This is a genomic window from Vicinamibacterales bacterium (assembly GCA_036504215.1).
Lineage (GTDB): Bacteria > Acidobacteriota > Vicinamibacteria > Vicinamibacterales > Fen-181 > FEN-299.
This window is the reverse complement of sequence record DASXVO010000038.1, coordinates 21,988-34,965: the sequence shown is the minus strand read 5'-3', so window position 1 is coordinate 34,965 and position 12,978 is coordinate 21,988. Positions and strand designations below refer to the sequence as shown.

General features: G+C 66.3%; 11 protein-coding genes. 9 read left to right on the top strand and 2 right to left on the bottom strand.

The features are described from left to right. Window positions 1-3: 3 nt before the first annotated feature. Both VGK32_10915 and larB read right to left on the bottom strand, forming a co-directional pair. A complete protein-coding gene (locus VGK32_10915; GenBank protein ID HEY3382271.1) occupies window positions 4-2,535 on the bottom strand; it encodes a Smr/MutS family protein in 2,532 nt (843 codons plus the stop codon). A 196-nt stretch (window positions 2,536-2,731) separates the two neighbouring features. Then, window positions 2,732-3,490, bottom strand: coding sequence for a nickel pincer cofactor biosynthesis protein LarB (gene larB, locus VGK32_10910; protein HEY3382270.1), 759 nt, complete (start codon window positions 3,488-3,490; stop codon window positions 2,732-2,734). Window positions 3,491-3,582: 92 nt separating this feature from the next. On the opposite strand from larB, the gene VGK32_10905 reads away from it, so the two are divergent. From VGK32_10905 to VGK32_10865, 9 genes are all read left to right on the top strand, one after another. Next, window positions 3,583-5,079: a cellulose synthase family protein gene (locus VGK32_10905; GenBank protein ID HEY3382269.1), complete on the top strand. Its 1,497-nt coding sequence runs from the start codon at window positions 3,583-3,585 to the stop codon at window positions 5,077-5,079. A 206-nt stretch (window positions 5,080-5,285) separates the two neighbouring features. Then, complete coding sequence (gene lepA / locus VGK32_10900; protein ID HEY3382268.1) at window positions 5,286-7,091, top strand: translation elongation factor 4; 1,806 nt, start codon at window positions 5,286-5,288, stop codon at window positions 7,089-7,091. 8 nt (window positions 7,092-7,099) lie between these two features. Next, a complete protein-coding gene (lepB, locus tag VGK32_10895) occupies window positions 7,100-7,855 on the top strand; it encodes a signal peptidase I (GenBank protein ID HEY3382267.1) in 756 nt (251 codons plus the stop codon). Between the two features lie 7 nt (window positions 7,856-7,862). Continuing rightward, window positions 7,863-8,474, top strand: coding sequence for a YdeI/OmpD-associated family protein (locus VGK32_10890; GenBank protein ID HEY3382266.1), 612 nt, complete (start codon window positions 7,863-7,865; stop codon window positions 8,472-8,474). A gap of 106 nt (window positions 8,475-8,580) precedes the next feature. Further along, a complete protein-coding gene (pgsW, locus tag VGK32_10885) occupies window positions 8,581-9,531 on the top strand; it encodes a poly-gamma-glutamate system protein (protein HEY3382265.1) in 951 nt (316 codons plus the stop codon). A gap of 53 nt (window positions 9,532-9,584) precedes the next feature. After that, entirely contained in the window at window positions 9,585-10,175 is a 591-nt protein-coding gene (locus VGK32_10880) for a DUF6305 family protein (protein HEY3382264.1), read from the top strand. Between the two features lie 54 nt (window positions 10,176-10,229). Beyond that, the gene (locus VGK32_10875; GenBank protein HEY3382263.1) at window positions 10,230-11,531 is read left to right on the top strand and encodes a hypothetical protein; all 1,302 of its coding nucleotides are present in this window, start codon (window positions 10,230-10,232) and stop codon (window positions 11,529-11,531) included. 12 nt (window positions 11,532-11,543) lie between these two features. Then, window positions 11,544-11,717, top strand: coding sequence for a hypothetical protein (locus tag VGK32_10870; protein ID HEY3382262.1), 174 nt, complete (start codon window positions 11,544-11,546; stop codon window positions 11,715-11,717). Between the two features lie 9 nt (window positions 11,718-11,726). Further along, on the top strand, window positions 11,727-12,938 hold the full coding sequence (locus VGK32_10865; GenBank protein ID HEY3382261.1) for a succinylglutamate desuccinylase/aspartoacylase family protein: 1,212 nt from the start codon (window positions 11,727-11,729) through the stop codon (window positions 12,936-12,938). Window positions 12,939-12,978: the final 40 nt, after the last annotated feature.

Below are 12,978 nucleotides of genomic sequence, written 5' to 3'. Positions count from 1 at the left end.
CTTCTAGTCCTTCAGATCCACGACCGTCACCCCTCCGCCCCCCTGTTCCGGTGGCGCCTGCTGGTAGTTCGCGACGAGCGGGTGGGTTCGCAGGTACTCCGCGATCGCGCGGCGCAACTGGCCGGTTCCATAGCCGTGGATCACGCGCACCGTGCGCTGGTCGGCGAGCAGCGTCTCGTCGAGGAACCGCTCGGTCCTCGTCAGCGCCTCCTCCACGGTGCAGCCGATCACGTTCAAATCGCTGGCGCGCGAGTCGCCGCGTGGCTGGAGCTGCACCTGCACGCTGACGCGGGACGCCGGCTGGGACGCGGAGGCCGTCGCCGCGCGGGCGACCAGTCGCACATCGGCCATGCGTGCGCGCAGCCGCTTTCCCGACATGTCGATCTCGGCTTCGTCGCCATGGAGCGACGCCAGGACCCCCTCGAGCCCCAGACCGGCCACCGCCACGCGATCCCCGATACTCGGCTTGCCCAGGGATGGCTGTCCGGCCTGTGCCGCGGGGCGTTCGGCGGCCTCGCCCCTGAGCCGCGCAGCCGTGTCCTCGAGGGCCTGTCGCGCCTCGACACGGGCCGCGCCGGCGGCGCCCGTCGAGATGACGGGACCGGTCGACGCGTGCTTGTAGACGCGCCGTTCGGCCTCCGCCGTGAGTTCGGTCGTCTTCTTCTTGAGATCGTCGATGACCTTGTCGATCTCGCGTCGCGCATCCCGAAGCCGGTCGTCGAGTCGCTCCTCGGTCTTCCGGTGGAAGGCCTCTTCACGCTGGCGCAGCGTGTCCTCGCGCGACTTCACGCGGGTCTCGGCATCGGTCAACACCTGGCGCTCTCGGGCGACCAGCCGGCGCTCGTGTTCGAGTTCGTGCAGGTTCTGATCGATCTTCGCCAGGTGCTCGGCCAGTTGGGCGTCGCGTTCGCCCATGTTCTGCCGCGCCTTCGCGATGACGTCGGCGTTCAGCCCCAGGCGGCCGGCGATCTCGAGCGCCAGGCTGCGTCCCGGCGAGCCGTAGACGAGCCGGTAGCTCGGCGCGAACGTCGCGGGATCGAAGCCGAACGCGGCCACCGTGACGCCGGCCGTGGTCGTGGCGTACGTCTTCACCGCCTCGCTGTGACTGGTGCACAACACCAGGGCGCCACGAGTCCTGAAGTAGTCGACGACAGCCGTTGCCAACGCACCGCCCTCGGCCGGATCGGTGCCCGAGCCGAGTTCGTCGAACAGCACCAGCGCGGGGAGCGCCAACAATCGGTCCATCGAAGCGATGTTGGTGACGTGCCAGGAGAAGGTGCTGAGGTTGGCCGCGATCGACTGCTCGTCGCCGATATCGGCGAAAATCGATCGGAAGACCGGCAGCCGCGACCCGGGTGCTGCCGGGATGTGCAGGCCGGCCTGTGCCATGAGGGCGAGCAAGCCGGCGGTCTTGAGCGCGACCGTCTTTCCGCCCGTGTTCGGTCCAGTGATGACGAGCACCATCGACGGCGGCGTCAGGAGAATGTCCACGGGGACCGGTTCGGCCGGCTGCTCGCGCGACTCGCGGACGTCACGGCCCTCGTCCGCGTCGCTTCCCGCCGGGCGCATGTCACGCTCGTCGAGCCGCTCGGTGACTGCGCGGATGAGCAGCGGGTGCCGGGCCGACTGGAGCTCCAGCGCCCCGTCAGTCGAGATGGTCGGCTCGACGCCACCGACCAGCAGCGAGAACCGCGCCTTCGCCTGCACCACGTCGAGTTCGGTCGCGCACTCGAGCGTCCGCTGCACGTCGACCGCCCGCCGACGGAACGCGTCGGTGAGCGCGAGGAGGATCCGGCGCACCTCCGCCGCCTCCTGCTCCTCGAGCGCGACGATCTCGTTGTTGACTTCGACGGTGCTCAGCGGCTCGAGGTAGAGGCTCGCCCCGCTCGACGAACTGCCGTGGATGATGCCCGGGATCGCGGTGCGATGCTCGGCGCGGACGACGAGCACGTACCGTCCATTGCGATCGGTGACGATCTGATCCTGCAGGTAACGCGACGTGTCGCGGCCGCGCAGGTACGATTCGAGCGTCGTCCGCAGCCGCGTGCGCTGCTTGCGCAGGCGATCGCGAATCGACCGGAGTTCACCGCTGGCGTGGTCGGCGACCTCGCCACTCGGGTCGATCTTCTCGCGGATCTCTCCGATCTCGCTCTTGAAGGACGCGCCCATCTCGATGAGCGTGCCCAGGTAGACGTAGTTGCCAGCCGCCTTGCGGATGGCCGTCCGGGTCTGCTCGAGCGAGTCGAGGAAATCGGCCAGCCCCAGGAGCCGGATGGGCTCGAGGGGACGCCCCTCGATCGCGAGCGCGCCGAGGGTGCTGTCGATGTCCGCCGGGGCCTGCAGGGGAAACAATCCTCCGTCGGCCAGGTACCGGACCCCCTCGCTCGTGGCCGACAGCCACTGCGCGGCCCGCCGCGGATCGGACTGCGGCCGCAGCGAGGCGAGCCTGTCGCGTCCGAGGGGCGTCGCAGAGAAACTGCGCACCGCGTCGACGATCCGGTAGAACTCCAGGGCCTGCTGCGCGGCTCGCTGCATATAGGGGTTGGGGAACCGGCTGGGGAAGATAGGGCCGGAGGCAACCTCCCACGGTAGCATAGGGCGTATGGGGAGTCAAACATCAATATCGGCCGTGAGATAGGGGCTGTCAAGGGGCACGGGGCGCGAGAAGGCGGGCAGGCGGCCAGGTGGGCGGGCGCAGAGGCGGACAGGCGGCAACCCCGGGGCCGAGAGCCTACAGGTGGTTGATCAGGCTCGCAATCGTTGCCGCGCCGAATCCGTTGTCGATGTTGACCACCGAGACACCGCCGGCGCAGCTGTTGAGCATGCCCAGGAGCGCGGCCACACCGCCGAAACTCGCGCCGTAGCCGATGCTGGTCGGTACGGCGATGATCGGCACCTGTACCAGCCCGCCCACGACCGACGGCAGGGCTCCCTCCATTCCGGCCGCGACGATGATCACGCGTGCCGCAGTGAGGCGATCCTGCGCGCTCAGGAGGCGGTGCAAACCTGCCACACCGACGTCGTACAGCCGGTCCACCTGGTTACCCATCAGCTCGGCGGTGATGACCGCCTCCTCGGCAACGGGCAGGTCGGCGGTGCCGGCCGCGACGACCAGGATGGTCCCCTTGCCAGGAGTTATATCCTTCTGTTGCAGCGTGATAGCTCGCGCTGACGGGTGGAAGATCGCCGAGGGAACCTCGGCCTTGACGGCCGCGTACGCCACCTCGTCGGTTCGGGTGACGAGCAGAGAATGGCCCCGGCTCACGATTCTGGCGCCGATCGCCGCAATGTGGGCCGGACTTTTGCCTGTACCCAGGATGACCTCGGGAAAACCCTGTCGAAGAGCACGGTGATGGTCCACTCGAGCGAAGCCCAGGTCCTCGTACGGGAGTTCCCTGAGGTACTCGGTCAGACGCTGCTCGGCGTCGGCGGCCGGAAGGGTTCCCCGTTCGACCTGGTCGAGCATTTCGCGCAGGGCCGGCAGCTTCATCGCGGACCCTCCGGGGCCGGGTAGCTTCGTTGACTTCTCATGACCGGGCAGTATAATGACCCTCTTGTGCCCACAACCAAGACACAGACGCTATGACGCCCACTGAAACCCTGATCCTCGGGGCGTATTTCTTCATCCTCAGCATTCTCGCCGTGTACGGCTGGCACCGCTACTACCTTGTGTATCTTTACATGAAGCACAAGGACGACAAAGTGGCGATTCCCGCCGTCCCCGACCAATGGCCCGTCGTGACCATTCAACTGCCGCTGTACAACGAGATGTACGTGGTGGACCGGTTGGTCGAGGCCGTGTGCCGGATTGACTACCCGAAGGATCGGATGGAAATCCAGATCCTGGACGATTCGACCGACGAGACACAGGACATCGCCCGCCTCGCCGCGCAGCGCCACGTCGCCCAGGGATTCGACGTTCAGTACATCCACCGCGACGACCGCACCGGCTACAAGGCCGGCGCGCTCGACGCCGGGCTGAAGGTGGCCCGCGGCCGCTACGTGGCCATCTTCGACGCCGACTTCGTCCCATCGGCGGATTTCCTGATCCGCACGGTGCCGTACTTCGCCGATCCGAAGGTGGCCATGGTGCAGGCGCGCTGGACGCACCTCAACCAGGACTACTCGCTCCTCACCAAGGTGCAGTCCATCCTGCTCGACGCGCACTTCGTGCTCGAGCATGGTGGCCGCAACCGATCGGGCCGGTTCTTCAATTTCAACGGCACGGCCGGCATCTGGCGCCCTGAAGCCATCGCGGATGGCGGCGGCTGGCAGCACGACACGCTCACCGAGGACCTCGATCTCAGCTACCGGACGCAGCTCAAAGGCTGGCAGTTCGTGTTCCTGCCCGACGTGGAAGCGCCGGCGGAAGTCCCGGTCGAGATGAACGCCTTCAAGTCGCAGCAGCACCGGTGGGCCAAGGGCTCGATTCAGACCTGCCTCAAGCTGCTGCCGCACATCCTCCGCTCGAACGCTCCCTTCCACGTGAAGGCCGAGGCGTTCATGCACCTCACGGCGAACTTCAACTACCTGCTGATGTCCGTGCTGTGCGTGTTGATCTTCCCGTCGATGGTCATCCGCTACAACATGGGCTGGTACGAGATGCTGCTCATCGACGTACCGCTGTTCTTCGCGGCCACGGCCTCGGTGGCGAATTTCTATATCGTGTCGCAACGGGAACTGTATCCGCAGACCTGGATGTCGCGCCTGCGGTACCTGCCGTTCCTGATGTCCATCGGCATCGGATTGTCGGTGAACAACACGCGCGCGGTCATCGAGGCGCTGCTCGACAAGAAGAGTGAGTTCGCCCGCACGCCGAAATACGGCGTCGTGCAGCGCGACACGGACGACTGGCAGAACAAGAAATACCGGCAGTCGGTCGCCATTCAGCCGCTCGTCGAGTTGATGCTCGGCCTCTACTTCACCTGGACGGTGTTCTACGCCCTGGCGAACGGCATCTACGCGACCGTGCCGTTCCTGATGCTCTTCCAGGTCGGCTTCCTCTACACCGGCGTCCTCTCGGTCGTTCAACAGTACGCCGGCGACGCGGTGGTGCTGAAGACCGAGGTGGCGAAGTAGCTGGACGAGGAGTCAGGAGCCAGGAGCCAGAATTCGGAATTCAGGCCAGAGACCGAGAGCCAGAAGCGAGGCAGCCGCTTCTGGCTCTTTTCGTCTTCGTTCGAATCGTCATTCGCGCCTCCACGAACCGGCGTCTCGCTCTCGTCGCACTGCGCCTCTGGATTCTGCTTCCTGGCTCCTGGCTCCTGATATAATTTCTAGTTCCAATGGACCCGCGCTTCATCCGCAATTTCGCCGTCATCGCGCACATCGACCACGGGAAGTCGACGCTCGCCGACCGCTTCCTCGAGATGACGGGGGCCGTGCAGTCGCGCGACATGGAGGCCCAACTGCTCGACAGCATGGACCTCGAGCGGGAGCGCGGGATCACCATCAAGGCCCACCCGGTTCGTCTCACCTACACGGCCGACGATGGGAACAGGTACATCCTGAATCTGATCGACACGCCCGGGCACGTGGACTTCTCGTACGAGGTCACGCGCTCGCTGGCCGCCTGCGAGGGCGCCGTGCTCCTGGTGGACGCCGCGCAGGGCGTCGAGGCCCAGACGCTCGCCAACGCCTACCTGGCGGTCGAGAACAACATGGAGATCGTCCCGGTCATCAACAAGATCGACCTGCCGGGTGCGCAGCCCGAGGAGACGCGTCGACAGATCGAGGACATCATCGGCCTCGACGGGAGCCACGCGATTCTCGCGAGCGCCAAGATGGGGACGGGCACCAAGGAGGTGCTCGAGGCGATCGTGCATCGTCTGCCCGCGCCCGGTGGCAGCGCCGACGCGCCCCTCAAGGCCCTGATCTTCGACTCCTGGTACGACTCGTACCGCGGCGTGGTCATTGTCATCCGCGTGATCGAGGGCATGCTGCGCAAGGGCATGCGGGTGCGCTTCATGGCGCTGGGGCAGGAGTACCTGATCGAAGAGGTCGGCGCGTTCACGCCGAAGGCGACACCGCTCGACGAACTCGGGGTTGGCGAGGTTGGATTCATCACCGCCGGCATCAAGCGGGTGGCCGACGCGAAGCTCGGCGACACGATTACCGAGGCGGCCCGGCCGACCGCCGAGCCGTTCCCGGGCTTCAAGGAACTGAAGCCGATGGTCTTCGCGGGGCTCTATCCCGTCGAGGGCCACGAGTATCCCGAACTGCGCGACGCCCTCGAGAAGCTCCGGCTGAACGACGCCTCGTTCTTCTACGAGCCCGAGAGCTCGGTCGCGCTCGGCTTCGGCTTCCGGTGCGGGTTCCTCGGCCTGCTGCACATGGAGATCGTGCAGGAACGGCTCGAGCGCGAGTTCAACCAGGATCTGGTGACCACAGCCCCGGGCGTGTTGTACCGCGTGACGACGACCGACAAGGAAGTGCACGAGATCGACAGCCCGGCGAAACTGCCTGACGCAGGGCGGATCGAGAAGCTCGAGGAGCCGATCATCACGGCGATGATTCTGACGCCGGCCGAGCACGTCGGCGGGATTCTCACGCTGTGCCAGGAGAAGCGGGGCGTCCAGAAGACGCTGGAGTACCTGGCGAGCAACCGCGTCCTCATCACGTACGAGCTGCCGTTCAATGAGGTCGTGCTCGATTTCTACGACCGGCTCAAGACGATCTCGCGCGGCTACGCCTCGCTCGACTACCACGTGACCGGCTACTGGGAGTCGCCGCTCGTCAAGCTCGACATCCTCGTCAACGGCGATCCCGTGGACGCGCTGTCGGTCATCGTGCACAGTGACTCGGCCTACAAACGCGGTCGCGCGCTGGCCAGCAAGATGCGGAGCCTGATTCCGCGCCAGATGTTCGAGGTGGCAATCCAGGCGGCGATCGGCGGCCGGATCATCGCGCGCGAATCGGTGAAGGCGCTGCGCAAGAACGTGCTGGCCAAGTGCTACGGCGGCGACATCTCGCGCAAGCGGAAGCTGCTCGAGAAGCAGAAGGAAGGCAAGCGCCGGATGAAGCGCGTCGGCAAGGTGGAGATCCCGCAGGAAGCGTTCCTGGCCGTCCTGAAGGTGGACGGGGACGAGTAGGGAGCCCGATGAAGAACCAGAAGACGAAGCCGGTCAGCAAGCCAGCGCCTGCGCCCGTTGCGCCCCAGCCCTTCAGGAAGTCGACGGCGCGGGAGTACTTCGAGTCGATCGTCATTGCGGTCATCCTGGCCCTGTTCATCCGGACGTTCGTCGTGCAGGCCTTCAAGATCCCGACCGGGTCCATGGAGAACAACCTGCTGATCGGCGACCATCTGCTGGTGAACAAGTTCGTGTTCGGCCCGACCGCCAGCACCATCGAGAAGGCGATCCTGCCGATCCGCGACATCCGCCGCGGCGACATCGTCGTGTTCAAGTACCCGGAGGACCCCGAGCGCGACTTCATCAAGCGGGTGATCGGCCTGCCTGGCGAGACGCTCGAGGTGAAGGAGAAGCGCGTCTACATCAACGGCAGGCGGCTGGACGAGCCCTACGTGCACTACCTCGAGCCGCCCTCGTCGCCGTCGACGCTGAACGAGGTGACTTCGTTCGACCTGAGAGAACGGTATGGCCCCGTCCAGATTCCAGCCGGCAAGTACTTCATGATGGGCGACAACCGCGACAACTCGCAGGACAGCCGCTACTGGGGCCTGCTGCCGCAGGAGTACGTCAAGGGGCGCGCCCTCCTGATCTACTGGTCGTATGAGTCCGAGACCGAGGATTACCAGCAGACCGGCATCGGGGCGATCGCAAAGGATCTGTTCACCGTCGTCACGCACTTCTTCACGCGCACGCGGTGGACGCGGATGTTCAACGTCCTCCACTGAGCGGACCGTGTCTCCGAGATTCTTCCGCACGCCGGCCACGCTTCGCCGGTGGCTCTCTGCGCACCACGCCTCCGAGACGGAACTGTGGATGGGTCTCCACAGGAAGGGGACCGGGCGCACGTCAGTGACCTACGCCGAGGCGCTGGACGAGGCCCTCTGCTTCGGATGGATCGACGGTGTGCGAAAGCGGGTGGACGCGGTCAGCTACACCATCCGGTTCACCCCGAGGAAGGCCCGCAGCACCTGGAGTTCCGTCAACATCGCTCGTGCGAACGAGTTGATCTCGCTCGGGCGCATGGCGCCGGCCGGGCTCGCGGCGTTCGGACGCCGCACGCCCGAGCGCTCGGGGCGCTATTCCTACGAGGCGCGGAAGGATGTCGCCCTCGCGCCCGCCGACCGGCGTAGGTTGAGGGCAAACGTGTCGGCCTGGTCCTTCTTCTCCAGTCGGCCGCCGTCCTACCAGCGGACGGCAACCTGGTGGGTGACCAGCGCCAAGAAGGAAGAGACACGCCGTCACCGGCTCGAGGCGCTCATCGAATGCTCGGCCCGCGGCCTGCCCGCGCCTCCGTTCATCCGGCCGCGCCAGGCCGGGTTTCGTGCGCGCTGCGATTCCCTGTAAGATAGGCGGACGCTGCCCCTCGGATCCGCGTTGCCCCCCAGGCGGCCATCGCAGGTTCATGCTTCACCCCATCAGGCGTTCGTGGTGCCTCGCCGCGTCATGTGCGGTGCTGCTCTGCTTCGGCAGAACGTCGCCGGAGTCTGCCGTCGGCCCGGGGCGCACGGGCGACGCCAGCCGCGGAATCGAAGCCGCGCGGCTGATGGCGCGGTCGCTCGTCAGCATCAAGGCGCTGCGCGAGGCCAGGGGACTGGCGATCGATCGCCAGGTGGACCCGAACCAGACGGCGCTCATCGGCGACGAGTTCTCGCCGTTGACGACGTCGCTCGGCGAGGTGGAGGCCAAGCGCACGACGACGAACCCGGCGTTCGCGGCCGCGATCGTGCGCTATTTTCGGGCGGCCGGCCTCCATCAGGGTGATGTAGTGGCGATCGGCGCCAGCGGATCGTTCCCCGGGCTGCTGCTCGCGACGCTGTGCGCGACGCGCGCGCTGGATCTCGAGCCAGTCGTCATCTACTCGGTCGGCGCGTCGATGTACGGCGCCAACCTTCCGGGGTTCACCTTCGTGGACATGCAGGCGCGGCTGCGCGCCGACGGCGTGCTGCCGTATCACCTGGCGGCGGTCTCGCCCGGCGGTGACGACGACCGCGGCACGGGCGTCCTGTTCGACGACTCAGGGGCGTCGCTGATCGCGGAGACGCGCCGGAGCGGGCTCCAGTTCGTGGAGGGATCGACGCTGGCGGACAGCATCGAACGGCGGCTGCATCTCTACGAGGCGGCCGCCGCCGGGCGCCCGATCCGTTGTTTCGTGAACATCGGCGGTTCGTCGGCCAGTTTCGGCGATACGCCGGCCTCGCTGACGCTGCCCAACGGACTCGTGCGCCGGGTGACCGACCTGCCACGGTCACCGACGCGAGGCGTTGTCTTCGAGTTCGCGTCGCGCGGCGTCCCAGTGGTGCACCTCCTGCACGTCCGGGGGCTTGCGCGGGACAACCATCTGCCGTTCGATCCGATTCCGCTCCCGCCAATTGGCGTGGGCGAGGTGTACCGACGGGAGTAGGCAGCCTGTGGGGCGGGTCGCCGGACCCGCCTTGGAACTGCAAAGGAGCGGTCATGAAACGCAGCGTCTGGTTCGTGCTGATGGCGGCGGCGATGTTCCTCGGTGCGGCGCCCGCTCACGCGGCCGTGTCCGGTGCGGCACCGGTCAAGGGCGGTCTTCCAATTCTGATCACGAATGCCGGTCAGGGCCCCGGCGCCAAGATGTCGCGCCTGCTCATCCAGCGTACCGGCGTCGTCACCGACTTCGAGTACAGCGCCGAACCGAAGGTCGCCGACCTCCAGAAGAAGGCGTTCAAGACGATGTTCGTGGTCATCGGGTCCACGGCCAAGGGGCTGGGCGCGTCGGGCATCACGATCGACCAGGAGATCGACCGCCTCAACGCCGTGATTGCCGAGGCGAAGAGGCAGAAGATGCAGGTCGTGGCCGTGCTGCTCGAGGGCAAGGCTCGGCGCGGCAAGCCGGGCGGCGCCGACGAACGCTGCGTCGACGCCGTCGCGCCGAACGCGCAGTACCTGGTCGTGAAGAAGGACGGCAACGAAGACGGCCGTTTCGACGCGATCGCCAAGAAGACCGGCGCGCCGCTCACGCTGATCGACGATGCGATGGACTTCGGCGAAGTCGTGAAGAAGATGTACGCGAAGTAGCGGTTCGCCGCAGTCAGGCGCAGCCGCGCAGGCTTGACCTCCGGGGAGACCGACGTGAGCACGTACGTGACGACGACCTACACGCTGGCGGCGATGGTGGTGACCTTTGTCGTCTGCAGTTGGCGGCTCCGATCGCCGGAGTTGTCGATGGTGATCACGGCGCTGGTGGGGGCACTGGTCGCCGGACTGGGCTTTCCGGCGCACCTGTTCGTCGAGGGAACGTTCACGTTCCTCGACCTCGCGTTCATCTTCATCACGGCGTGCGTGTTCATGAACGCGTACTCGGAGGTGGGCGCCATGAATGCGCTCGTGCGCGCCCTGGTGGTCCGGTTGCATCGGCGGAAGTGGCTGCTGTTGCTGGTCCTCGCCGGCCTGATGCTGATCCCCGGCGCGCTGACGGGAGCCGGCGTCGTTTCGGTGTTGGTCGTCGGAGGTCTCGTGGCCGCCGTTCTCCGACTGATGGGGCTGTCGGAGGAGCGCACCGCCGCGTTCGTCTTCATGCTCGGCATCCTGTCGGCGGTGGCCCCGCCCATCAACGTGTGGGCGATGCTGATGGCCGCCGGGGCGAACATACCGTACGTCGGCTTCGACCTCGTGCTCCTCGTTCCGGTGCTTGTCGTCACGATCTTCACCGTGCTGTATCTCGGGTGGGGCGCGGTGCCGCAGGCGAAGGAAGCGATTCTCGCCGGGTTGCCGCCGCTGCCGCCGGGGATGACCTGGTGGCGCGCGGCCATCCCGTTGGTGATTCTGGTCGCGCTGGCCGCCGCGGCCAAATACTCCGCCTTCACGCTGCCGACGCTTGGATTCCCGCTCATCTTCGTCATCTGTGCGCTGGCGACGGTGGCGATCGACCCGGTGCGGCGTCCGGCATCCCGCTGGCTCGCGGTCGTGAACCAGACGGTGGAACAGGTCTTTCCACTCGTGGCGACCATGGTGAGCGTTGGGGTGCTGGTCAACATCCTGGCGGCCACCGGCGTGCGCGGCCTGATTGCGATCAGCTTCGTCGCACTGCCCATTCTCGGGATCTATGTCACCTCGCTCTTCGTGTGCCCGCTGGCGCAGGGGTCGCTCGGCTTCGGCAGCGCGGTCATCCTCGGAACGCCGCTGATCTTCGTCTTCAACGCGGTCGGTGCCAACGTCACGGTCGTGGCGGCGGCGTTCAGCCTGTTGTTCGCCCTCGGCGACTGCCTGCCGCCCTCGCGCATCGTGGGCCGCACGGCCATTGAGACAGTCGGGTTCCACGGGAGCTACACTTCGTTCCTGAAAGCCACCGCGGTCCCGTGGCTCATCATGGGTCTCGTAGCGCTGGGAATGCTCGTGTTCTCGACCAGGTTCGGGTTCCTGGTCAGGTACTAGCAGGGCACACCGATGATTCTGACGCAGCAAGTGATTCACCAGATCTACTTCCTCATGGCAGGCCTGGCGGCCGCGCTCCTGCTGTCGCGACTGTTCCGCAGGAAGAGCCGGCCCGGCCTCGCCTACGACATCGTGTACGCCTACACGGTCATCCCGTTCATTCTCCGCGCGCTCCACATCAAGTGAGGTCATCAGGTGACGACGAGCGTCGAGCAGGAACTTGAATCGGGACAGGCGGCGACGGGCAGCCGGACGCTGATGGCGCGGCGGATCGCGCTGCTGGTCGGGGCCGTCCTCCTGATGGTCTTCGGCACGAAGGACATTCGCGCGCTCCGCGCGTACCAGGAGACGGTCGTCGCCTCCGATGCGTTCACGAGACGCGTGCCATTGAGCGCGTATTTCAGCGGCATCGCCGGCACGCTGATGGACACGTCCATCTACGTGTTCGACTCGGGGGTGCCGGGCGGTTCGGTGCTGCTCATCGGTGGCATGCACGCCTACGAGCCGGCGGGGCCGATGGCCGCCTACGTCATGATGGAGAACATCGCGGTGACGCGCGGGCGGGTGTTCATCATTCCGCGCGCGAACATGAGCGCGTCGACGCTCGGCATGCTTGGCAACGCGTACCCGCCGTTCTTCCACATCCGCACCCCCTGGGGTGAGAAGCAGTACCGGATCGGCGACCGCGAGACACACCCTCTCGAGCAGTGGCCCGATCCATTCACGTTCGTGCACTACCCCTCGACACAGAACCTGGCGTACCAGGACAGCCGCAACCTCAATCGCACGTTTCCAGGGCGGCCGGACGGAAACCTGACGGAGCGAACGGCATTCGCCATCAGCGAGCTGATTCGCCACGAGAAGATCGACATGACGATCGATATCCACGAGGCGTCGCTCGGCTACCCGGTCGTCAGTACCTACGTGTGCCACCAGCGCGCCGACGAGATGTGCATGATGGCGGCGATGACGCTCTCTGCCGAACAGTTCCCGATGAAGACGGAGACGTCACCGAAGTCGCTGCGCGGTCTCACGCACCGCGAGGTGGGCGATTTCACGGACAGCCTCGCCGTGCTGATGGAAACGCCCGAACCCTTCATCGAGAAGTTCGCGGGTCCGATGACCGAACAGTTGATGCTGGCCGGCAAGGACGAGTTCATCCAGACGGCGTCCACGCGCGGCCTGCTGTACACGGATTACAGCCTGAAGACCGGCGCCTCGCTCGACTACCGGGTCGGCCGGCACCTGGCCGGCGCGTTCGAGGTGATGAAGCAGATGGGTGAGTTCTACCCGGACAAGATCGTGCGCGTCACGTGGCCGACCTACGCAGACGTCATGCAGCACGGAATCGGTCATTTCCTGCACGACCCGGCGAAGGCGAATCGACGCAGGGTGTTCTTCGACTAGGCAGGAGGCCAGACGGAGAGGCGGGCAGGCGGAACGGCGG